Source organism: Mucilaginibacter pocheonensis (genome assembly GCF_031456535.1).
GTDB classification, from domain to species: Bacteria; Bacteroidota; Bacteroidia; order Sphingobacteriales; family Sphingobacteriaceae; genus Mucilaginibacter; species Mucilaginibacter pocheonensis.
The window spans coordinates 218,364-241,835 of the sequence record NZ_JAVDUU010000003.1; the positions used below are offsets into that span (position 1 = coordinate 218,364).

At 43.5% G+C, this 23,472-nt stretch carries 15 protein-coding genes; 7 read left to right on the top strand and 8 right to left on the bottom strand.

Going from position 1 to position 23,472, the window contains the following annotated elements:
* The first annotated feature begins 2 nt into the window (after positions 1 to 2).
* The gene (locus J2W55_RS14400) at positions 3 to 1,481 is read left to right on the top strand and encodes a glutamate synthase subunit beta (RefSeq protein ID WP_310096763.1); all 1,479 of its coding nucleotides are present in this window, start codon (positions 3 to 5) and stop codon (positions 1,479 to 1,481) included.
* 129 nt (positions 1,482 to 1,610) lie between these two features.
* On the opposite strand, the gene J2W55_RS14405 is transcribed toward J2W55_RS14400, so the two are convergent.
* The 4 genes from J2W55_RS14405 to J2W55_RS14420 form a co-directional block, all read right to left on the bottom strand.
* On the bottom strand, positions 1,611 to 2,048 hold the full coding sequence (locus J2W55_RS14405; RefSeq protein WP_310096764.1) for a carboxymuconolactone decarboxylase family protein: 438 nt from the start codon (positions 2,046 to 2,048) through the stop codon (positions 1,611 to 1,613).
* A gap of 83 nt (positions 2,049 to 2,131) precedes the next feature.
* Positions 2,132 to 2,704 (bottom strand): Crp/Fnr family transcriptional regulator, encoded by a 573-nt coding sequence (locus J2W55_RS14410; protein ID WP_310096766.1) that lies wholly within the window; start codon positions 2,702 to 2,704, stop codon positions 2,132 to 2,134.
* Between the two features lie 9 nt (positions 2,705 to 2,713).
* Positions 2,714 to 3,139: an SRPBCC family protein gene (locus J2W55_RS14415; protein ID WP_310096767.1), complete on the bottom strand. Its 426-nt coding sequence runs from the start codon at positions 3,137 to 3,139 to the stop codon at positions 2,714 to 2,716.
* The gene (locus tag J2W55_RS14420) at positions 3,136 to 3,483 is read right to left on the bottom strand and encodes an ArsR/SmtB family transcription factor (protein ID WP_310096769.1); all 348 of its coding nucleotides are present in this window, start codon (positions 3,481 to 3,483) and stop codon (positions 3,136 to 3,138) included. Before J2W55_RS14420 ends, J2W55_RS14415 begins: the two co-directional genes overlap by 4 nt.
* 171 nt (positions 3,484 to 3,654) lie before the next feature.
* On the opposite strand from J2W55_RS14420, the gene J2W55_RS14425 reads away from it, so the two are divergent.
* A complete protein-coding gene (locus J2W55_RS14425; protein WP_310096771.1) occupies positions 3,655 to 4,188 on the top strand; it encodes a DUF4142 domain-containing protein in 534 nt (177 codons plus the stop codon).
* Here the strand turns inward: J2W55_RS14425 and J2W55_RS14430 are convergent.
* The 4 genes from J2W55_RS14430 to J2W55_RS14445 all read right to left on the bottom strand — a co-directional run bounded on the left by J2W55_RS14430 (position 4,180) and on the right by J2W55_RS14445 (position 13,260).
* A complete protein-coding gene (locus tag J2W55_RS14430; protein ID WP_310096773.1) occupies positions 4,180 to 5,382 on the bottom strand; it encodes a DUF763 domain-containing protein in 1,203 nt (400 codons plus the stop codon). The two genes, J2W55_RS14425 and J2W55_RS14430, sit on opposite strands and share 9 nt — an antisense overlap.
* 699 nt (positions 5,383 to 6,081) lie before the next feature.
* Positions 6,082 to 7,995, bottom strand: coding sequence for an AMP-dependent synthetase/ligase (locus J2W55_RS14435; RefSeq protein ID WP_310096775.1), 1,914 nt, complete (start codon positions 7,993 to 7,995; stop codon positions 6,082 to 6,084).
* Positions 7,996 to 8,165: 170 nt separating this feature from the next.
* Entirely contained in the window at positions 8,166 to 9,209 is a 1,044-nt protein-coding gene (locus J2W55_RS14440) for a glycoside hydrolase family 43 protein (protein ID WP_310096777.1), read from the bottom strand.
* 52 nt (positions 9,210 to 9,261) lie between these two features.
* Entirely contained in the window at positions 9,262 to 13,260 is a 3,999-nt protein-coding gene (locus J2W55_RS14445; RefSeq protein ID WP_310096780.1) for a hybrid sensor histidine kinase/response regulator transcription factor, read from the bottom strand.
* Positions 13,261 to 13,450: 190 nt separating this feature from the next.
* Between J2W55_RS14445 and J2W55_RS14450 the strand changes: the two genes are divergently transcribed.
* The 5 genes from J2W55_RS14450 (at position 13,451) to J2W55_RS14470 (ending at position 23,378) form a co-directional block, all read left to right on the top strand.
* Positions 13,451 to 16,675, top strand: coding sequence for a SusC/RagA family TonB-linked outer membrane protein (locus J2W55_RS14450; RefSeq protein ID WP_310096782.1), 3,225 nt, complete (start codon positions 13,451 to 13,453; stop codon positions 16,673 to 16,675).
* A 25-nt stretch (positions 16,676 to 16,700) separates the two neighbouring features.
* Positions 16,701 to 18,650 (top strand): RagB/SusD family nutrient uptake outer membrane protein, encoded by a 1,950-nt coding sequence (locus J2W55_RS14455; protein WP_310096784.1) that lies wholly within the window; start codon positions 16,701 to 16,703, stop codon positions 18,648 to 18,650.
* Between the two features lie 23 nt (positions 18,651 to 18,673).
* Positions 18,674 to 19,372 (top strand): DUF3823 domain-containing protein, encoded by a 699-nt coding sequence (locus tag J2W55_RS14460; RefSeq protein ID WP_310096786.1) that lies wholly within the window; start codon positions 18,674 to 18,676, stop codon positions 19,370 to 19,372.
* A 72-nt stretch (positions 19,373 to 19,444) separates the two neighbouring features.
* Positions 19,445 to 21,286: a glycoside hydrolase family 2 protein gene (locus tag J2W55_RS14465; RefSeq protein ID WP_310096788.1), complete on the top strand. Its 1,842-nt coding sequence runs from the start codon at positions 19,445 to 19,447 to the stop codon at positions 21,284 to 21,286.
* Between the two features lie 16 nt (positions 21,287 to 21,302).
* The gene (locus J2W55_RS14470) at positions 21,303 to 23,378 is read left to right on the top strand and encodes a beta-L-arabinofuranosidase domain-containing protein (protein ID WP_310096791.1); all 2,076 of its coding nucleotides are present in this window, start codon (positions 21,303 to 21,305) and stop codon (positions 23,376 to 23,378) included.
* Positions 23,379 to 23,472 lie beyond the last annotated feature (94 nt).

Sequence of the window (23,472 nt, forward strand, 5' to 3'; positions counted from 1 at the left end):
TCATGGGAAAACCAACAGGATTTCAGGAGTTTAACAGGGAACTTCCATCAAAAGTGCCAGCTGCTGAACGCGTAAAGAACTATAAAGAGTTTGTTAATTTATATACCGACGAGAAGCTGAATCAGCAATCGGCAAGGTGTATGAATTGTGGTATCCCTTTTTGTCATTCGGGATGCCCGCTGGGAAATATCATCCCCGAGTTTAACGATGCCGTGTATCGTAAAAACTGGGAAGAGGCTTACCATATTTTGTCGTCAACTAATAATTTCCCTGAGTTTACAGGGCGTATTTGTCCCGCGCCGTGCGAATCAGCATGTGTTTTGGGTATCAATAAACCGCCGGTTGCCATTGAGGAAATTGAAAAGCATATTATAGAAATAGCTTATCAGAAAAATTTGGTTAAACCTGCAGCTCCGTTGGTTAAAACCGGCAAAAAGGTTGCTGTGGTTGGTTCTGGCCCGGCAGGGCTTGCTGCCGCCGCTCAGTTGATCAAAGCTGGTCATGCGGTTACTGTTTATGAACGTGACGACAAACCAGGAGGCTTGTTGCGCTATGGCATTCCCGACTTTAAGTTGGAAAAATGGGTTGTTGAGCGCCGTATTGCAGTGATGGAAAAAGATGGTGTTGTGTTTAAATGCAACAGTGAGGTAGGGGTTAATGTATCGGCCGAGGAACTTGTACGCGGTAATGATGCCGTTGTGCTTGCCGGTGGTTCAACCATTCCGCGTAACCTAAGCATTCCGGGTCGCGAACTAAAAGGTATCCATTTTGCCATGGACTTTTTGAAACAGCAAAACAAGCGTGTAAGCAGCATAGACGTTGATGCCGAAGATATTTTAGCTACAGGTAAAGATGTAGTGGTAATAGGCGGTGGCGATACCGGATCTGATTGCGTAGGTACATCAAACCGCCAGGGTGCAAAATCAATTAAACAATTCGAGGTAATGTTTCAACCGCCCGAACAGCGTACAAAGCATATGCCATGGCCTACTTACCCCATGATACTGAAAACAACCAGCTCGCATGAAGAAGGTGTTGAGCGTTTTTGGGGTATTGATACCAAAGAATTTTTGGGCGATGAAAACGGTAACCTGCGTGCTTTAAAAGTTGTTGATGTAACCTGGGAGCAGGATGTAATGGGCCGGCCGATAAAACTCAATGTTGTTGAGGGCTCTGAACGCGAGATTCCATGTCAGCGGGTATTCCTGGCCATGGGCTTTGTGCATCCGCAGCATGTAGGCATGATAAAACAATTGGGAGTTGAGCTTGACGAACGTAAAAACGTTAAAGCGAAAGAAGGTGTTTACCGTACCAATGTTAGCAAAGTGTTTACAGCGGGTGATATGCGCAGGGGACAATCGCTGGTGGTTTGGGCTATATCTGAAGGTCGCGAAACCGCCCGCAAGGTTGATGAGTTTTTAATGGGGCACTCCGTGCTGGAAAGTAAAGACTCTGTTAACCAGTTTGAACAAGTGTTTTAATTAAATTATAAATCCAAATCCAAAAGCCGGGTTCTTGTAAGAGACCCGGCTTTTTTTGTGTTGAATTATCTTGTCACTCTCCATTTTATACTATCCGGGAGATGTTGCAAAATACAGCAGAGTAAACGCTTATAAACTGGGCTGCATACCTGTTGCTATGCCAATCCTGTTCCATGCACTGATATTTATGATAGCCATAATTACCTGTGCCAGATAACGCTCATCTAAAATGGCCGCGGCAGCCTGGTAGGTTTCATCAGATACATGGTTTTGTATCAAGGTAACTTCTTCAGTTAAAGCCAGTATCGCTCTTTCTTCGTCAGTAAAAAAAGGAGTTTCGCGCCAGGCGTTCAGGGCATAAATACGCTGCTCGGTTTCGCCGTGTTTACGGGCATCTTTGGTGTGCATATCAATACAATACGCGCAGCCGTTTGTTTGTGAAGCACGTATTTTTATCAGGTCGTTATGTGTTTTTGTTAAGCCGCTGTGCTCAACATAGTTGTTTAAAACTGCTAATACTTTGTATGCTTCTGGTTCAACTTTGGGGATTACAATTCTTGTTTTCATTTTCTTATCATTTTTGTTAAACCCAAAGTTGGGGACAAAACAGCCTTCAAAAAATGAATCAAGATTAAGAAATTCGGAAAGTTTTAAATTTTTTTGGCCCTTATTTTACTCATAAATTGAGGCGTAAACCCAAGATAGGATGCCAGCATATATTGTGGTATACGCTGTATAAAACCAGGGAAAAGGCTCCTGAAGTGGCGATAACGTTCTTCATCGGTAAAGCTGTAAATGTATTCAATACGCTTTTGCGCCGCGCTGAAAGCCCTTTGCTGCACTATTCTGAAATAGCGCTCAAGGCGGGGAACTTTTTCAAAAAGATCATCAAGCTTATTTTTATTGATGCAAACAACCTCTGAATTTTCAACCGCCTGTATATAGTAATTGGAAGGCACATTATTTTCAAGGCTGTGGTAATCAGTTATCCACCAATTTTCAATGGCAAACTGTGTTATTTGCTCATTTAATTTTTTGTTGATAAAATACAGGCGCAGGCAGCCTTTACTTACAAAATAAATTTCATGGCAAATGTGATCAGGCTGTAGCAGGAAAGTCTTTTTTTTGATTGACTTTACTACCACAGCCGAATTGATCAACCCGATATCGGCATCAGTAAGCTCAATAAATTTATTGATGTGGTCTATCAGGCTTGATTGCATAAAGCAATATTAACTTTTTTCTACATATTCTTTCAGCATACGGCCTACAATTTCTGTCCAGCCCATAGTAAAGCTTTCTCTTGCAAAATCTTTTAACGGCGGGAAGGTTTCGAGGCCGGTATGAGTAAGTACCACTTTTGTTTTGTCGCCCTGCGGGAACAGTTCCCATGTCACTTCCGATTCTCCTTCATAACCTTCATATTTCCAGGTGTGCGACAATTTGCGGCCCTCAATAACCTCCGTTACGCGACACAGGTGAACATAGGTTTTATCTTCGCTGCCGCCGGTAAATGTAAATTCAAAGCCAACCACGGGTTTAAACTCAGGAATGTCAAAATACCATTCCTTCATTTTGCTGTTATCAGTGATCGCCTGCCAAACCCTGTCGGCCGGCGCGTTATAAATCCTGTCAATTACAAAAGGTTGTGCGCTCATAGCTTTTTGTTTTTATGTTTAATATTGGTTGATTCTTCCTGGTCTTTGTTAAGAAAATCGCCTAAGGCATCCAGTTTTTGGCTCCAGAACCTGCGGTATTGCTCGGCCCAGTCGGTTACTTCTTTTAGCTGTTGAAGGTCGGCTTGGCAAAATCGTTCCCTGCCTTGTTGTTTAATAACCAGCAGGCCACATTCAGTAAGTATTTTTATATGTTTTGATACCGCTGGGCGGCTCATGTCAAAATTATCGGCCACGGCATTCAAATTCATGCTTTTATGGGCAATCAGGTTAATAATCTCGCGCCGGGTTGGATCTGCAATCGCTTTAAAAACGTCTCTGTGCATTATTTTATGGTTATATGAAACCTTATGGTTACAAATATAATGAAACCTTTTGGTTACGCAATAAAAAATTAAAAAAATATAATGAACGGATAACGCAAGTGAAATATTAAAAGATGGGTAAACCAGAATGTATGATTTTTGTTAGATTATAACAGGAAGGAATAAATTGATATGAGGCAAATAAGGGGTTTGATACTGGGTTTTGTGGTTTTGATGCTGGTTCAGTCGTGCCAAAGTAACAAACGTGCCAATAATTATAATAATAAACCCCTTGTTGACAATGATGGCCTGTTGTTTTTTACCAACGCAACAGAAACCGCCCTTACAACAGTTAAAGTTTCGGGCCTTGCTATATCAAATTCTAAAAACCAGCAGGTTATTCAGTTCGCTAAAAAAATGATAGATGATCATACCAGGCTGGCTGTCGATCTGAAAAAATTGCAGACTGATAATTTTGTAACCTCCGAAGATTCCATTAATTTATTGCATCAGCAAATGATAGCCGGCCTTGAAAAAAAACGTGCTGCCGTATTTGATAAAGCCTATATACAGGAAATGGTTAGTGAGCACGAGCAGCAGGTGAACTTGTTTAATGCCGCCAGCCGGGGCAAAAATGTCAATATATCAGATTTTGCACTAAAAGAACTTCCGGTTTTAAAAGCCCGGCTTGATTCGGCCAGGACTATCAACTTAAATTTAAAATAATTTCAATTGTTGTTGTACCGGTGGCTTGGCCTTTCCAAAAACGGTACGGCCGCCGTATTTCCATGAATCTTCGCGTTCACGGGCTATCACCTGGTCAAAGTTAGCGTTAGGAGTAAAATCTCTTTCGGCATTTTCCGCAATTTTCGACAGGCGCTTGATGGCTTCGCTTTTTTCAGACTCACCGATTTTTGCTTTATAAACCGCATTTTGGAGCGTACTGATAGTTTCATCATAAACCTTGATGGGGACAGGGAAGGGGTGACCGTCTTTACCGCCATGTGCAAAGGAAAACCTTGCGGGGTCTTTAAACCGGGACGGCGTACCGTGGATCACCTCGCTCACCAACGCGAGCGATTGTAAGGTTCGCGGACCTAATCCCTGCAGCAAAAGCAATTCCTCAAAATCCGAAGGTTGTTTCTCATGCGCCAGCCATAACATGGCGCCAAGCCGTTTCAGGTCTACATCTTTGGCGGTAACATGATGGTGGCCTGGCATAACCAGTTTATTGATCTCCCGTATCATATGCTCCGGATTTTCGGCGGCTATTTGCATTACCCCGTTTCTGGAACTGTCGGCCTGTTTATCGGTCATGTTCAGAATCATACCCTGATTTTGCCCATAAATAGAGGTATGCGGATCATTAACAAATGAATTAAGCTGCTCTGAATGCCAGTGATAACGGCGCGCGGTTTTGTTTATAGCATTCATCCCTTGCTGTATTACAGCCCATTTGCCGGTATCGCTTAAAATAAAATTATGCGTATATAGCTGAAAGCCATCCTGAATGGCTGTATTGTCAACCTTAGCGCTCAGCTTGCTGCATTTAACCAGATGGTTACCATCAAGACCGGTTCGTTCGCTGATTTTTAATAACTCGGTTGGTGTTTGTTTGGAATATTTACCCTTGCCTCCACAAATATAAATACCCAGTTCGCGGCTGTGCGGATTAACAGCGCCTTTAAGAGCACCCATAACAGAGGTAGTTATGCCCGACGAATGCCAGTCCATACCCATTACCGCGCCCAGGCTCTGAAACCAGAAAGGATCGCTCAAGCGGTTAAGTACCTCTTCCTTGCCATACTCAATCACAATATTTTGTATTACGGCAAGCCCAAGCTTAGCCATACGTTCGGCAAGCCATTTAGGCACATAACCATAATGTAAAGGCAGATCGGCGCTTCCGGATCGTTTCATGCTAACAAAGTTAGTATTTTAATTTTAAACGAAAAGCGACTCAGTTACGTTTCTCTAGGTAAAGGTAATATGTGATTTTAGGCTGCCGCAAGCCGAAGGTTCGCAGTAGTATGTGAGATAAACATAAAAGCATGTCATCGAACGATAGTGAGAAATCTTCGGCATTTATATACAAAGCTAACCTATAGTTCTAATAGTAGTTCTTCATATAATTATAAGTAGGTGGTTATTAAGTAAGGAAGACTTGAGTGATAATGTAGATATAGAAGCTATAGGAGCTGGTACTTTAATTAATATATTTAATTAATGATGTTAATCAAGAATATGTTATATTTGAAGTAGAAAGAAGAACAGGAGGCGGGGGACTTAGTTAGAGACCTTACCCCCGCTATCAATGCCCTAAAGCAAGTTTACCCATTCTTAAATTAAAGCTACTGTTAGAGCAGTGGCTTTTTTTATATATCAATTATCTGATATTTAAGGCAATATACCTCAAAAGAATGGATTTCAAAAATGTTTTAGGATCATTATTTTCCCGGTAAGTTTAATGAATTGATATTGATAGTATTAATTTTTTTACCGGAAACGATTACAACTAAAAAAGTTCCCAATTATTCCGACGTATTTCTTTTGTGGGAATTAAAATCGAAATTCTGTTAAATCAGCGTAATAAGTGCAATCCCAGAAAATCAACGGTCATCAATCCGCTTCGGTTTCCTGCAGGTACATTTCGTCAATATCCGCAGCGTACTTTTTTTCAATCACCTTACGCTTAGCTTTCATGGTAGGTGTAATTTCGCCTTCGTCCATGCTGAATGGGTTGCGTTTAACTTTGAATGCTTTGATGCGCTCAAACTTAGCCAGCTCATTACTTAGTTTACGCAGGTCCAGGCCAATCCAGTCAACCAATTCCTTGTCTTCAATAAATATTTCGGGCTGGTCAAAAAAAGCGTCTTTAAGGCCAAAGGTTTCCTGCATGTTCTCACGCGAAGGAACAACGATGGCTGTGAGGTATTCCCGCTTGTCGCCCACTAAAAATATCTGTTCAATTTTATGGCTTTTTAGATAGGTGTTCTCTACCGGGGTAGGGTAAATGTTTTTGCCATACGCATTTACCAGCATGTTTTTAAGGCGGTCAGTTATTTGCAGGTTGCCCCGGTAAAAACGACCAATATCGCCGGTATGGAACCAGCCATGAGGGTCAATTACCGAAGCTGTTTCTTCCGGTTTGTTCCAGTATCCTTTCATTACACAGTGCCCGCGTACAATGATCTCTCCTTCCTCTGATATCAGGTCCTCCTTAAAATTATCATGCGTTTGTATGGTGTAAATATGCTGTGTGTCAACATTTTGAATAGCTACTTCAATACCCGGTATAATGCGGCCTACTGTACCGTATATAACCCGGTGATGCTCCGTAACGGCCATAACGGGTGATGTTTCGGTAAGGCCAAAACCTTCCAGTATTATGATGCCCAGGTCGCCAAAAAACTCACCTATATTTTTTGGCAATGCACCACCGCCTGATACCATAAACTTTAAGCGTCCGCCGGTTTTTTCCTTTATTTTACTGAATACCAGTTTTTCGGCAAGTTTATGCTGGCTGTTTAATATTAAATTGGGCGTTTTTCCGGCTTCTTTAACCAGCCGGTATTTTTTGCCGATTTCAAGCGCCCATAAAAATATTTTTGATTTTACTCCGCCAGCCGAAGTTCCGTTCTTAATGGCTTTGTCATGTATGCGTTCCAATAGGCGCGGTACGCAGTTTAATACGGTTGGTTTAACCTCAGCCATGTTTTTGGCCAGCAATTCCAGGCTTTGGGCAAATGCTATTTTGCAGCCTTTATACAGGCAAATATGGTAGGTAGCAGTACGTTCAAATACATGCGATAACGGCAGAAATGACAAGAACAGATCTGTTTTTTCGATAAAAGGGATCTGTATGAGGCTGTTAATAACGTTTTGAGTAAGGTTATGATGCGTAAGCATTACTCCTTTGGGTATTCCCGTTGTACCCGATGTGTAGATCAGACAGGAAATATCTGATGATAAGATAGCTTCACGGGCAGCGTTAACGGCTTGTGCGTATTGTTCAATAATAGCTAACCCCTCCTGTATCAGTTGGTTAAAGCCAATAACGCCGGCGTTAAGGGTAAGTTTATCACTGTATTTTTCAAAATCATCAAAAGTGGGGATAATGCGAATAAGTGCCTCACAGTTATTAGCCACCTTAAGCACCTTGCGAAAAAGGAACGGGTTGCCCACAATGATGGTTTTAGCGCCCGAGTCGTTCAGGATATATTCAATTTCGCTTTCGGTAAGGGTAGGGTAAATGGAGGTATTTATTGCACCAATTTGCTGCAGGGCCTGGTCGTAATAAACATAATCGGGGCCATTCTCGATCAGTAATGCAAGACGGTCGCCTTTTTTGACACCTGTATGCAGGAACCAGGCCGATATGGCATCTATTTTTTCCAGTGCCTGTTTATAGGTTATTTCAACCCATGTGTCCTTTACTTTATGTATTAAAAAAGTTTGGCTGTCGGGATGGATATTGGCTACAACGTTACGAATAAAGCCTGGAACTGTTGATGGTTCTGTTACCTGGTTCATTAAATTTAAAAGGGTTTACAAACATCAAACTTATGTTTTTTAATGCTAAAACTAAAATGAAAAGACAATATAAAAAAGCCTGTTTAGCGCTTCATTTTGTCGCAAAAAGTGCTTGGTTTTGATCCAATAGTTACAATTTTAACACTTTTTTTGTCGTTTTTGATATGATCCTATTCAGCTGGCGTTGCCAATGCTGTTCCCGTCTTTACAGGGGTGCCAAAGTTTGGCGAGCCATCGTTTTTCCAGCCGAATTTTTGTGCACGGGGTGAACGGTCATGACCACATCCCTGACCGGGCTTTGAGTTGGCATGGTAAAGTATCCAGTCTTCCCGGCCATTTGGCGATTTGAAGAACGAATTATGTCCGGGCGCGTAAACTTCATTTTCGGGCGATTGCTTAAAAACCGGTTGGGGCGATTTTTTCCATGAAGCAGGATCCAGCAGATTGCTGCTTGCCGTGGCAGTAAGCATCCCCAGGGCATAGTAGTCGGTCCAGCAGCCGCTTGCCGAGTAAATGAGGAATAGCTTATTGTTGTGCTTCAATATTTCGGGTCCTTCGTTAACATTTACATGTGCAGGGTTATTGTCATCGTGCAGGTCGCCGTATTTTTCCCATTGATATTCCGGGCTTGATATTTTAACCCGTTCGCTGCTGATAGTGAAAGGATCTTTCATTTTCGCGATATATATGTTCTGCTGACCGTTCACATCACCTTCCCAGCCGGCCCATATCATATACAATTGGCCTTTGTTTTCAAAAACAGAACCATCAATAGCCCATTTATTGGTGCTGTCGCCTATTTGCCCTTTAAACATCCATTCGCCCTGCAGCGGATCGGCCGACGCGTTCTCAATTACGTATAAACGGTGATTGTTATTGTTGCCATCATCGGCAGCAAAGTACATATACCATTTACCTTTTAAAAAGTGCAGTTCGGGGGCCCAAAGCTCTTTTGAATGATTGGTACCGGCAGGTGGCGTCCAAACAACCTTCTTCTCGGCTTGGTTAAGTTCGGTAATACGTTTTGTTTTCCAGATCACCAGGTTATTACCGGTGGAATTGGTGTAATAATAAAAACCATTTTTATAAATAACCCAGGGATCGGCCCCCGAGGGCAATAAAGGGTTGGTAAATGTAGCCGACTTTTTTTGCTGAGCAATACAAACAACAGTTGATAATATTATAAAACAGCAGATGGTTAGTATCTTTTTCATCCGGTATAATTTTTTAATGTGGCAGAGCCGTCATGAGCAATTGTTCGCCGCTTTAGTTGACCGACCGTGTTTTAAGGTTTTTTTTATTTTGCTGATATTCGGTAGGGGTGGTGCCAAATTGTTTTAAAAAGTTACGGCCCAGGTGCGATTGTGAACTATAACCAACCATATTTGCCACTTCGTATATTTTATAATCTCCTGCTTCCAACAGTTTGGCTGCGGCTTTTAACCGGGTAATATTAATAAGCTCGTTAATGGTGAGGTTTGATATTGCCTTTACCTTGCGGTACAAGGTAGGTTTGCTCATGTTCATTAAACCTGCTATATGCTCCACGTCAAGATCGGGGTTCTGGATGTTTTTGTTGATCGCCGCGTTCAACCTGTCTAAAAAGCTTTCATCAGGTTTTGAGTAAGCCATGGTATTGATATTGGCCAGCGGCGAACTTGCAAAATGTTCCCTTATTTTATTACGGTTAATAAGCAGGTTGGCTATTTGCACCTGCAAATGCTCGGGCGAAAAGGGCTTTTCTATATAAGCATCGGCTCCAACTTCCAACCCCTCTATTTTGCTTTGGAGGGTGTTTTTTGCGGTAAGCAGTATAATAGGTATGTGGCTGTAATCAAAATTGGTCTTTATTTTCTTACATAATTCAAAACCATCCATTACGGGCATCATTACATCGCTTATAATGAGCTGAATGTTCTCAATCTCAATCATATCAAGGGCTTCCTGGCCATTGAGCGCTTTAATAACTGAATATTTATCGCTCAGATCGTCCGAAATAAAATCAAGTATCTCGGGGTTATCATCTACTAAAAGTATAATCGGTTTCATAAAGTCAAAATCCTCCTCTTTATTTATGTCAGTTGATTCATATTCATCGGGAATGTTATACAGGTCAAATTCTTTTTCCTGATGTACCGGAAGGGTAAGCATAAAAATATTAAGCTCATTGATTGATCTGTTCAATACCAGCAAGCCCTTATGTAATTCGGCCAGTGAGCGCGATAGTGACAGGCCAATACCCGTGCCTATTTGTTTTTCAGATTCCTTGAGGCGAAAGAAAGGCTGAAATATTTTCTCGCGCATTTCATAAGGAACTATGTAACCATTATTCCTGATCTCTATAGAAAAAGTGCTGTCGCCATCAGCATATTCCAGCAGCTCAACCTCCACAACAGATTTACCGTATTTGATAGCGTTATTGATAAGGTTGCTGATAATTTTTGTGAAAGCCTCAATATCAACATAAGCATATACATTTTTACGCGGATGGCTCAGTTCGTAACGCATGTTCTTTTCCTCGGCCATAGGCTTAAACCTTAAAAAAGTGTCGGCGAGCATTTCGGTTATATCAGTTTTTACAAAACTGAGGCTAAAGCCATTGGTTTCGGTCTTCCTGAAATCGAGCAGCTGATTGGTTAAATCCAGCAGCCGCTCGGTATTCTTTTCCATTATTTTTAAGTTGTTCTGGATATCGGGCACATCTCCGGCTTTTTTGATCACCTTTTCCATGGGCCCTTTAATAAGGGTAAGCGGTGTCCTGATCTCATGGGCCACATTGGTGAAAAACTCAATTTTGGCGTTGTATATCTGTTTTTCCTTATCATTTTCCAGTATTTCTATCAGCCGTTTGTTTTTATCGCGGGTTTTGATGTGATACTGCCTTAGTAAATAGTATATGGTAAGCAGCAGCAATGCCGCATAAATAATATAGGCCCAAACACTTTCCCAAAAGGGCGGGGTAATTATAATTTCGAGCCGGGTTTCTTTGGAGGTCCAGCTGCCGCTGTTGTTTGCCGCCTTAACAATAAAAGTATAATGCCCCGGTAACAGCTGGGTAAAATATACCTTCCTGTTTGTTTTTAAAGATATCCAGCCCTTATCAAGCCCCTTCATCATGTATTTATACTGGGTCATCTCTGGCGATGGGTAGCTCAATGCCGCGAAATCAATACTGAATGAAGACTGGTTGTGGTTAAGGTTAATTTGCTTAGTGCAAATAATTGATTTGTGAAGTAACGAGTCGCTGCTGTTAACAGAAATTTCCTGGTTGTGTACCTGGAAACCCGTAATGTATACAGGGGCTACAAAATTATTCTTTTTAAATTGTGAGGGATTAAAGCTCACCATCCCCTTAACACAGCCAAAATACATGGTGCCATCCGTATCCTTAAATGCTGAGTTATAATTAAACTGGTCACTTAACAACCCGCTGGCTTTAGTATAGATCTTGATATTCCTGTTAGTGATGTTTAAGCATACGAGCCCGCGGGTAGTGCTTATCCACAGGTTTTTACGATCGTCTTCCAGTATCCTGAAAATATAGTTACTGGGAAAGCCGTTTGCCAGGTCATAAAATTTAAAGGTCTTCTGCACCGGGTCATAATTCCACAAACCAAGCCCTTCTGTCGCAAACCATAATTGATGGTCGCTATCCTCAAATACGCCGTTAACCGAGCTGCTGTTGAGTACATCGGTTGTACCCTTGTCATCATTTAATTTACTGCCCCAATCCTTAACCGGATCATAGCAATAAATACCATCATGCACCGTGCCCACCCATATTTTCCCGTTATGGTCCTCTGTTATCGCGTAAATAAAATCATATGCGGGTACACCGTTTATAAGGGTGAAGTCTTTTGTTTTGATGTTATATTTATAAAGCCCGCGCGTAGCGCCAACCAGGATTGTGCCTGTACGGGTTTTGCAAAAAGTAATAATGAAATTGCTTTTTAACATATTTTTAGCCTTGCCCGCCAGGTAATATCTGATCACTTTGCCGGTGGGTATATCCATAATATCAAGGCCGCGTTCAAACGTGCCGATAAACAGTTCATTGCCGTTGGCCAGCAAACCATGTATGTTGGTGTTTGATATGCCATTTTTTACACCGGGATAGTAATGTGTCCAGGTGCGTTTATCCGGACTTAGCTTGTTTAATCCATTGTCTTCGGTCCCCATCCAGATATTGCCGTACATATCTTTGCAAATTTCGCGCACTACGTTGCCCTGCAGGCCATTTTTGTCTGAAGCCGGATAAAATTTATTAAAGGTGGAGTATTGTTTTGGATAATAATTTACCCCTCCAAAAAAGGTGCCCGCCCAAATGCCCCCCTCGGCATCTTTATACAAAGAGTAAACGGCATTGTCTGAAATAGAGTAGGGGTCATTAAAATGCTTTTTCAGATTGATGAAAGTGCCCTTTTTTACATTATAAATAAATACCCCTGATTCTGTAGCTATCCAAAATTCATTGTCCGAATACTTTACAAAGTCCCGCACATATATTTCGGTCTTATCGGGGTTATAGGTTAACAGATCGCGGTAATTGCCTGTTGCGCAGTCAAACTCTTTAAAACCCTGGTTGGTAGTGCCAACAAATATTTTGTTATTGCCTGCCGGGTATATTTTCTCAATAAAGTTTGATGCTGTCCACCTGGAGTTTTTAAACATGCTGTAGCTGGTGAACGAACGGTTAACCGTATCTAATTTCTCCAGGGTTCCTGATGTGGATGATACCCATACCGCTCCGTCATTATTAATGGCTATTGATGTTGCCTCAAAATGCTGAAATGCTTTGAATTCGGTTATCGCGCCCGTTCGGCCATCATGTTTCATCAGCAGCGGACCGGCAATAAACCAGCAATTGTTGTTTTTGTCGTTCACAATGCACCGCACCGCATCGGTATTTGACGCGTTGATGTGCGTAAATGTTTCGGTTTTAAAATCATACCTGTCAAGCCCCTGATCGTTACCTACCCATAAATTGCCGTTTTGGTCAAGGCACAGGGCGTGTATCATATTGCTCGAAACGCTGTTCTTATCCCTGGGGTTGTGCCTGAAAGTTTTAAACGTGTAACCATCAAAGCGGTTTAATCCATCCTTGGTGGCAAGCCATAAAAAACCGTGTTTATCCTGCAGTGTGCAGTAAACCGTATTATTTGAAAGCCCCTGTTCTACCTGGTAATGCCTAAAGTAATATGACTGTGCATTGCAGATGTTAAAGGGCAGTAATAATAATAAATAAGCTAAATATGCAGGTTTCAAAATCGTTCGCTAAACAAATATAACTATTCTCTTTCTGGGTTTTCGTTCAAGTAAAAAATGATACGTTTCGACTAATAATTGATATGATTTGGTTAATTACCAGCTGGTAAATCCTTTTACTTTACAGGATGATTTAAATATGTCAATCGTACATTTTTAAACTGAAACTTAACCAATTAATATATCATTTATGAGAAAATTTTTACTACTCAGGCAAGTAGAATATTTCCGCTTGCAGTGGCCACCCAGTAAATGGTGCCCAAAAGTAACATTAATTATTTTTTCCTGTCTGGCTTGCGCGCTCATTTCGCCCGCGGCACATGCCCAAAACAAGATACAGGTTAGTGGCACCGTGGCCGATACAACAGGCGAGGCGCTTACCGGCGTAGCTATCAGGGTAAAAGGCACCCAGGCGGGTACAACAACAGATGCCAAAGGGCATTTCAGCCTTGCGGTTTCTGATGCTAACGGAACGCTGGTTGTAACCTACATAGGCTTTACAACCCAGGAAGTGCCTATTAACGGCCGCACAATTATCCCTATCCGCTTAAAAGCAAGCAGCTCATCTCTTCAGGAAATCGTGGTAACCGGTTATGGTACGCAAAAAAGGGAATCAATAACGGGTGCCATATCCAGCGTTACCAGTAAAGACCTGGAGCGGGTACATGCCGGTTCAACCGTAAGTACGGGTTTGGCCGGTAAAATTCCGGGTGTAACGTTCAGGCAGTCTGAAGGCCGCCCGGGGGCAAGCGCCAGTATCCAGATCCGTAACATGGGGTCGCCGCTGTATGTAATTGACGGTATACAGCAGGACGAGGGCCAGTTTAACAACCTTTCGCCAAATGATGTGGAAAGCATTACCGTGTTAAAGGATGGTTCGGCAGCTATATACGGTGTGCGTGCGGCCAACGGCGTTGTGGTGGTAACTACAAAAAAAGGAGCGGGCGAGAGCCGCATTAATATTGATGCCTATACAGGCTATCAAAACTGGACACGGTTCCCTAATGTACTAACCAGCTCTTATGATTACATGCGCTATAAAGCCGAAGCTGAGGTAAACAAAGATGGTTCAACCAGCATAACCCCGGCCGAGCTTGAGAAATATAAAGCAGGTACCGACCCAGGTTACCGCAGCTTTAACTGGCGCGATTATGTTTTGAAGAGCAATAACAACGCGCCGCAAAATTCGGTTAATGCCAATTTTACAGGCGGTACCGATAAAGTGAATTATTATGTATCGGCAACCAACCTGTTTCAAAACTCACAGTTGGGTAAAGAGTATAAATTTAACCGCTCCAATATCCAGTCGAACGTTTCTCTTAAGGTTGCCAATGGTTTAAAGGTGAGCCTGGACATTAACGGCCGTATTGAAACCCGTGAGAACCCGGGTGTACCAGGAGGAGATGATTACTTTTTAGCCAAATTTGCGGTATTGCGTAACACCCCGTTAGAGCGGCCTTACGCTAATGACAACCCGGCTTATTTAAATGACATTGGGCACACCGAATCAAATTACGCCTTCCTGAATAAAGACCTGTCGGGTTTATATCACAGCGACTGGCGCGTGCTGCAAACCAACTTCAATGCCGAATACCAGATACCCGGCGTTAAAGGATTAGCTATTAAAGGTTTATATTCCTACTATATTGCCGACTATTTGCTTAATAACCAGGAGTATACCTATGAGGCTTATACCTACCGGCCCGAAACAAACACCTATGACGTAACCGGCGGCAGTACCAACCCATGGCGCGAGCGCGAACAAAGGAAAGAGTTTGCAAAAACCATGCAGGCCCAGTTAAACTATAACAATACGTTTGGCAAAAACACCATAGGCGCAACCTTTGTTGCAGAACGTATTGAGTTGAATCATTTGAGGAACTGGATACATGCCTCGCCAATTTCAAATAACTTACCGCTTATTTATTTCCCTACTACTGACCAGTATCAGGATCGTGATGATAAAGAGGCGCGTATTGGTTATATCGGCCGTGTAAATTATAACTACGACAATAAATATTACCTGGAAGCTTCGGCCAGGAGGGATGCATCTTACCTGTTTGCCCCTGATAAACGGGTAGGTTACTTCCCGGGCGTATCTGCCGGCTGGCGTATAACGCAGGAAGGCTTTGCGAAAAAAATATTGGGCGAAAACAGTGTGCTTAATGATTTAAAATTCAGGGCATCTTACGGTGTATTGGGTGATGACCGCGATCCCAATAACTCAGCTAATCCTATTGTAGCGGCCTATGCATATTTGCCGGGCTATAACTACAACCAGGGTACCGCCATATTAGATGGTAACGCCGTAACCGTGTCAAGGGATAAAGGCATCCCGGTTACCCGTATCTCGTGGTTAAAAAGCAAGATTACCGATGTTGGTATGGATTTTAGCTTGCTGAACAATAAGTTAACCGGTTCGTTTGATTACTTCTACCGTAAACGTACCGGTCTGCTGGGTACTAAAAACGATGTTATAGTTCCTATTGAAATAGGTTACTCCCTGCCGCAGGAAAACGCCAACAGCGACGCGCAGTATGGCGAAGAAATTGCATTGAACTACGCCAGTAAAATTGGCAACGTAAGCTTTAACGTGGGCGGCAACTTTTCATTTTCCCGCTCTAAGGACCTGATGCAATACAACCCGCTGTTTGAAAACTCCTGGGATCAATACCGTAACTCTATACAAAACAGGTATTCACATATCGACTGGGGGTATGAAGTGGTTGGCCAGTTCACATCGCAGGAGCAGATCAACAACTACACCATTAATAATGATGGCAAAGGCAACCGCTCACTGCTGCCCGGCGACCTGATGTACAAGGATCAGAATGGTGACGGTAAAATTGATAAGTATGATGAACGTCCCATTGGCTTTGGTTATGGTAAACAGCCCAATATCAACTTTGGCTTTACCATTGGCGCGGCATACAAAGGTTTTGATTTTCATGCCGATTTCTCCGGAGGTGCAGGGTATACCTGGTTCCAGAATTATGAAACACGGTGGGCGTTCCAGAACAATGGCAACCTGAACACCATATTTGAAGACAGGTGGCACCGCACCGATCCATTTAATGTGAACAGCCAATGGGTGCCCGGCAAATATCCTGCAAACAGGGTTAACCCCGGTTTTGACTACAGCAGTTACTCACTCAACGGGCAAAACAATTCATCATTCTGGCTGCACAGCGTAAAATACCTGCGTGCAAGGACAATTGAACTGGGCTATTCGCTGCCATCACAATGGTTAACCAGGGTAAAGATCAAACGGGCCAGATTTTATGTTAACGCGTACAACCTGTTCTCATTTGATAACCTTAAATCATACTCGGTTGATCCGGAGGTTACTGACGATAACGGGCTTCAGTTCCCGCAAAGTAAGGTGCTCAACTTTGGTGTTAATTTAACTTTTTAATTGATCCCCTAAGTTTAAATTTCAAATGAAAAAAATATCATTAATCACAATAATTGCAAGCCTGTTAATTACAGGATCATGCAAAAAAGATAGTTCGTTTTTAGATGTCCCGCCTAAGCAGGTGTTACCTACTGAGCTGGCCTTTTCAGATCCGGCCCTGGTTTTATCCATTCTGGGTGATCTGTATAACCGTCAACGGGATTTTTCGAGCCTGGATGGGTATCCATCACGGGAATACCCTGCAACTCCTAACGGCGATACCGAACCCGGATGGCGCACTTTTGCTGATTTCAGCGAGGCTTTTCCATCAGAGAACGGCAGCAGTTTTATAGTACAAAGAACCGGCTGGGACTATGGTGAATGGAAAATATGGGATTATGGTTACATCCGTGACCTTAACCTGTTCATTCAACGGGCAACGGCAGCAACCAAACTTACCGATGCCGATAAAACCCGTTTTTTAGCCGAGGCCAGGTTTTTACGCGCTAACTATTATTTTGAAATGGTTAAACGGATGGGTGGCGTTCCGCTGATCACAGATCCGCTGGCCTATGATTACTCAGGTAATGTTACCCCGCTGCAAAAGGCGCGCGCGAAAGAATCAGAACTATATGATTTTATTATCAGCGAAGCAGAGGCCATAAAAGACCAGTTGCCGGCCGATGTTAACGAAAAATCAAGGGCTACCAAAGCCGCCGCGCTGGCAATGGAAGCAAGGGCCGCTTTATATGCAGGCTCTATTGCTAAATATGGCACTAAAACACCGCAGGTATCACTGCCGGGCGGCGAAGTAGGCATACCCGCAAGCATGGCTGCCGGATACTATACCAAAGCGCTGACAGCGGCACAGGCTATTATTAACGGCAGTGCAGGCGCATACCAGCTATATAAGGTTTTGCCTGATCTGGCTGATAACTTTGCAGCCATTTTTCTTGATAAAAGTAGTGTGAACCAGGAAGCCATATTTGTGGAAGATTTTAAGGTGAATAGTGGCAAAGTGCATGGTTTCACCACAAATAACCAGCCTTTTTCCATATCAGACGAAGGTTTGGACGCGGGCCGTTTAAACCCTTCATTAAACGTGGCCGAAGCATTTGAAAAGCTGGATAATACCTATGCGCCGCTTGCAACAACAGACGGCTCGGGCAACCCGGTGTATTATGCCAATCAGCTTGATATTTTTGCTGGCCGCGATGCCCGCCTTGCCGGTACTTTACTTTTACCAGGCGGTTCATTTAAAGGCAAAAAAACTGATGTTTGGGCAGGCTACCAATTAGCCGATGGCAGCGTACTTACCAGTGATGATGCCGGTCACTTAAAACCATTGCCAGGTACATCAACACCTGTACAGGTGGTGGGTAAGGATGGTGTGGTAAATGGCCAGGAGTTCAGGTCACAAACCGGTTTTTATATCCGTAAGTACCTTGATCCTGCAGTAGGGTCGGGCCGCCGCGGCCGTGGCAGTGATGTAGCCTTTATACGCTACCGTTACGCCGAGGTATTGTTAAACGCTGCCGAGGCTGCATTTGAGCTTGGCCAAACATCGGTAGCTGCCGGTTATATGAACCAGGTAAGGGCACGGGCAGGCCTGACTACTCCGCTAACCCCAGCCGAAATTACATTTGACAGAATAGTTCACGAGCGCCGTGTTGAACTTGTATTTGAAGGTCATACCTTATATGATATGAAACGCTGGCGACTGGCTACTTCCGTTTGGGATGGTACCCCAATGACTGTTACCGACCTGGTTAGTAACATAGGCAAGGCCACCAAACGCAACACGCAGCCTTATGGTTTATGGCCGTATAAGTATTACAATCCGGGTAATGCCAATAACGGTAAATGGTTATTTAAGGAAGTAAGGCCGGCTTCTGTAACCGGGGCCAACAGGTTTCAGCTGGGCAATTATTACTCTCAGATTGGTACCGATGTGTTATCGGCCAACCCAAAAATTGTTAAACAACCAAATCAATAAGTATTTACTTATCAAACAAGATCATGAAAATAAAATTTCATTATATCATACTGGCGCTCCTGGCAGCAACTACTGGTTGTAAAAAGGATAATTATGACGCGCCTTCTTTAAAGCTAACAGGCAAGCTGGTATACAAAGGCGAGGCTATCGGCGTTGAATATAACCAGGTACCTTATGAGCTTTACCAGCCCGGCTTTGGCAAAGTGGGCCCCATAAGCCAATCCTTTGCGCAGGATGGCACTTATTCGTCCTTATTGTTTAAGGGTAACTATAAATTTACCATACCGCCCAATCAGGGACCTTTCCTGTGGAAAGAACTGGCTTCGGGTAAACGCGATACCGTAGCGGTGTCGCTTACCGGCAACCAAACCATGGATGTGGAAGTAACCCCGTTCTATATGATCAGGAATGCTAAGTTAACCGCGGGCGGCGGCAAGGTAACCGCAAATTTCAACATCGAAAAGGTAGTCACCGATGCCAATGCAAAGGATATTGAGCGGGTTAGCCTGTATATCAACAAAACACAGTTTGTGTCAGGGGTGGATAATATAGCAGTTACGGATCTTGCCGGGCCGGATATAACCAGCTTGAACAACATTACCATGAATGCTGCTATACCAGGTATCTCACCAACGCAAAATTATGTGTTTGCCCGTGTAGGTATCAAGATAGCGGGGGTAGAGGATATGATATTTTCTCCGTTAGCCAAGCTGTCATTTTAATACAAATTATTGGGGCTGTACTTTTGGTATAGCCCCTTATCTTTATAGAATAAATCCCTACATTAATACCTAATGAAGAAACTCAACTTTTGCTTATCTCTTTTAATTTCAGGTTCTCTTTCGGCCAGTGCACAACAGGGCGAATGGCATCTTATTAAAGACAAAATTACCACACCCTGGGCCGAAAAGGTTGACCCTAAAGCACCACTGCCCGAGTATCCGCGCCCGCAAATGGTTAGGTCCAACTGGCAAAACCTCAACGGTATCTGGACCTACGCCATTGTTCCTAAGGCGGTTACCGGCCCGGCAAAGTATACCGGTCAAATACTGGTGCCTTTCGCGGTTGAATCGGCGCTTTCAGGTGTTGGTAAAACAGTTGGCAAGGATAGCATGCTCTGGTATAAAACCACCATCAGCCTTAACAAAACCTTAAAAGGTAAGGATGTGCTGCTGCATTTTGGCGCGGTTGACTGGCGTACCGAAGTTTTTGTGAATGGCAAAAGCGCGGGTATACATGAGGGCGGATTTGATCCCTTTACATTCAATATAACCCCTTATTTAAAAGGTGGTTCAAAACAGGAAATAAAAGTAAGCGTTTGGGATCCCACAGACGATGGCCCGCAGCCGCGTGGTAAACAAGTTAAAAAGCCCGAAGGCATTTGGTATACGCCGGTAACGGGCATATGGCAAACTGTTTGGCTGGAAGGCGTAGCCAAAACACATATCGACGCAACCAAACAAACTCCAAATATTGATAATCATAACCTGTCGGTTTCGGCAGAGGTTGCAAATAGCCAGCCCGGCGATAAATTAAAGATCACCGCCTGGGACGGCAAAACGCAGATTGATGAAAAAATTGTGGATGCAGGCGCGATAGCTGTTCTTGACATAAAAGATCAGAAACTATGGTCAACAACCAGCCCTTTTCTTTATGACCTAAGTGTTGCCGTTATCAGGAATAATAAAACCATCGACGAAATAAAAAGCTATTTCGCCATGCGTAAAATATCCCTGGGTGCTGATGCTAATGGGGTGCAGCGCATGTTGCTGAACAACAAGTTTGTATTTGAATATGGTCCGCTTGATCAGGGTTGGTGGCCTGATGGGCTTTACACCCCACCAACTAACGAGGCCATGACCTTTGATATCGACAAGTTAAAAGCGATGGGCTTTAACATGATCCGCAAGCACATTAAAGTAGAGCCAGCCCGTTATTATGCCTATTGCGATAAAACCGGTATGCTGCTTTGGCAGGATATGCCCAGCGGCGATCTGGGCAATCACTGGGAAAACCGCCCCGGGGTATTGGATAGGGCTACAGATCAGCAGCGTACACCTGAATCTGAAGGCTATTACCGTAAGGAATGGAACGCCATCATGAATGCACTTTATAACTATCCGTGCATCGTTGTTTGGACACCATTTAATGAAGCCTGGGGCCAGTTTAAAACCGTGGAAATAACCGAGTGGACAATGAAAAAAGACCCGTCGCGCCTGGTGAACAGTGCCAGCGGAGGTAATTTTTATGCTACCGGTAACATAGTCGATCTGCATAATTATCCGCAACCGGCTATGCCGCGCCCCGAAATATTTGGCAAAACGCAAGCCGTTGTATTGGGCGAATTTGGCGGCTTAGGCTGGCCGGTTGACGGCCATACCTGGCAGGCTAATAAAAACTGGGGCTACCAGAACTTTAAAAATGCAGACGACCTGTTTAAAAAATACGCTTCTTTTACCGATAGGCTTCAGGAGTTAATTAAATTAGGCTTGTCTGCGGCGGTATACACCCAAACAACCGATGTGGAAGGCGAGGTTAACGGTTTCATGACCTATGACCGCAAGGTGATTAAAATGCCCGTTGAATCATTACAAAAGGTCAACCTAAAGTTGTATGACCCATCTTTAGTTAAATAATATAAGCAGTTAATTTATGCGCTTTAAAAACAAAATAAACCATATTAAAAAAGGCATTTGCTTCGCTTCGGCTATTGCATGTTGTGGCGTATATACTGCCACGGCTCAAACCGGTATTAAGGCAAGTACTGTAACAAAAGTTGATAATCAGCAACTTAACGCCTTTTATGTAAATAACCGGGCTCCGCTGCAAAAACAGTATTTTACCCGGTTGCCCGTGGGGAGTATTAAAGCTGGTGGCTGGCTAAAAAAAGCACTTGAACTGCAACGGGATGGCCTTACAGGCAACCTTGGCGAAATCAGTATCTGGTTATCCAAAACAAATAACGCCTGGCTGAATAAAGAAGGTAAAGGCGAATACGGATGGGAGGAGTTGCCCTATTGGTTAAAGGGTTACGCTAATATTGGTTACATGCTTGGCGATAAAAAAATGATAGCCGAGGCAAAATTCTGGATCGATGCGGTACTGAATAATCAGCGCGAAGACGGCGATTTTGGTCCGGCAAGGATGAACAAGGGCAACCGCGATCTGTGGACAAATATGCCGATGCTGTGGTGCCTGCAATCGTATTATGAATACACCAAAGATCCGCGGGTAATCCCTTTCATGACCAAATATTTCAAATATGAACTATCTGTACCTGATGATAAATTTTTAGAAGATTATTGGGAAAACAGTCGCGGTGGTGATAACATGACCAGTGTTTACTGGCTTTATAATCGCACGGGAGATAAATTTTTACTTGATCTTGCCGCCAAGCTTGACAGGAATACGGCCAACTGGCGCCAGGCTCATGACCTGCCCAACTGGCATAACGTAAATGTGGCCCAATGCTTCAGAGAGCCGGCAACGTTTTATCTGCAAAGCCATGATCCTAAAGACCTCGACGCCACCTACAACGATTTTAAATTGATCCGCGCCATATATGGGCAGGTGCCGGGCGGTATGTTTGGTGCCGATGAAAATGCCCGTAAAGGTTATGACGACCCGCGCCAGGCGGTTGAAACCTGCGGTATGGTAGAACAAATGACATCAGACCAAATGCTGCTGGGTAATACCGGCGACCGTTTTTGGGCCGAAAACTGCGAGGATGTAGCGTTTAACACCTTTTCGGCAGCTTTTATGCCCGATTACCGGTCATTACGCTATTTAACCGCGCCAAATATGATTGTAAGCGATAGTAAAAATCACAACCCTGGCATAGCCAATGAAGGTCCGTTTTTAATGATGAACCCGTTTAGCAGCCGCTGTTGTCAGCATAATCATGCTGCAGGCTGGGTTTATTATGCCGAAAACAGCTGGATGGCCACGCCAGATAATGGGATAGCTGCAACGCTTTATACACAAGGCCAGGTTACCGCCAAAGTAGGTAATGGCACAACAGTAAGCCTTAATGAAACCACCAGGTACCCGTTTGAGGATCAGGTTTATTTTACGGTAAATACAGCCAGGGCGGTAAATTTCCCGCTTTACCTGCGTATACCTGAATGGTGTAAAGGGGCCAGCGTAAAAGTAAATGGCGTTGCCGTAAACGTAAACACAGCAACAGGCGACTATATCAGGCTGGCCAAAACCTGGAAAAATGGCGACAAGATAACCCTGCATTTACCTATGCAATTAAAAGTACGCCAATGGAGCACCAATAAGAATAGTGTGAGCATAAATTATGGCCCGCTTACCTATTCCCTTAAAATTGATGAGCAATACACCAAAGAAGACAGCAGGACATCAACCCAGGGCGATTCGCATTGGCAGGCTACCGCCGACCCTCAGAAATGGCCCTCATATGAAATTCATCCTGCCTCGGCCTGGAATTATGGTTTAGTGATTGATGCGCAACATCCGGAAAAATCTATTGAGATCATCCGTCGTAGCTGGCCAAAGGATGATAATCCCTTTACCAACGCCAATGCGCCAATTGAACTTAAAGCTAAAGGTAAGAAGATCCCGGGTTGGACAATTGACCAGTATGGCCTTTGCGGATTACTGCCCCAAAGCCCTGTTAAAACAGACCAGCCCCTGTCAGAATTAACACTGGTACCTATGGGAGGGGCAAGGTTAAGGATCGCATCGTTCCCTGTAGCCGAATGAACAGCTTTTGAACTTAAAATCAAACGAAATGGAAAGGCATCATCAAATGTTTAGCGCTGTTATACTTGGTAACCTACAGCGATAAACCTTTTGG

What these genes read in the sequence shown, in the direction of transcription:
- J2W55_RS14400 (WP_310096763.1), top strand. Translation starts at nt 3, where the DNA reads ATGGGAAAACCAACAGGATTTCAGGAGTTTAACAGGGAACTTCCATCA.
- J2W55_RS14405 (WP_310096764.1), bottom strand. Translation starts at nt 2,048, where the DNA reads ATGAAAACAAGAATTGTAATCCCCAAAGTTGAACCAGAAGCATACAAA.
- J2W55_RS14410 (WP_310096766.1), bottom strand. Translation starts at nt 2,704, where the DNA reads ATGCAATCAAGCCTGATAGACCACATCAATAAATTTATTGAGCTTACT.
- J2W55_RS14415 (WP_310096767.1), bottom strand. Translation starts at nt 3,139, where the DNA reads ATGAGCGCACAACCTTTTGTAATTGACAGGATTTATAACGCGCCGGCC.
- J2W55_RS14420 (WP_310096769.1), bottom strand. Translation starts at nt 3,483, where the DNA reads ATGCACAGAGACGTTTTTAAAGCGATTGCAGATCCAACCCGGCGCGAG.
- J2W55_RS14425 (WP_310096771.1), top strand. Translation starts at nt 3,655, where the DNA reads ATGAGGCAAATAAGGGGTTTGATACTGGGTTTTGTGGTTTTGATGCTG.
- J2W55_RS14430 (WP_310096773.1), bottom strand. Translation starts at nt 5,382, where the DNA reads ATGAAACGATCCGGAAGCGCCGATCTGCCTTTACATTATGGTTATGTG.
- J2W55_RS14435 (WP_310096775.1), bottom strand. Translation starts at nt 7,995, where the DNA reads ATGAACCAGGTAACAGAACCATCAACAGTTCCAGGCTTTATTCGTAAC.
- J2W55_RS14440 (WP_310096777.1), bottom strand. Translation starts at nt 9,209, where the DNA reads ATGAAAAAGATACTAACCATCTGCTGTTTTATAATATTATCAACTGTT.
- J2W55_RS14450 (WP_310096782.1), top strand. Translation starts at nt 13,451, where the DNA reads ATGAGAAAATTTTTACTACTCAGGCAAGTAGAATATTTCCGCTTGCAG.
- J2W55_RS14455 (WP_310096784.1), top strand. Translation starts at nt 16,701, where the DNA reads ATGAAAAAAATATCATTAATCACAATAATTGCAAGCCTGTTAATTACA.
- J2W55_RS14460 (WP_310096786.1), top strand. Translation starts at nt 18,674, where the DNA reads ATGAAAATAAAATTTCATTATATCATACTGGCGCTCCTGGCAGCAACT.
- J2W55_RS14465 (WP_310096788.1), top strand. Translation starts at nt 19,445, where the DNA reads ATGAAGAAACTCAACTTTTGCTTATCTCTTTTAATTTCAGGTTCTCTT.
- J2W55_RS14470 (WP_310096791.1), top strand. Translation starts at nt 21,303, where the DNA reads ATGCGCTTTAAAAACAAAATAAACCATATTAAAAAAGGCATTTGCTTC.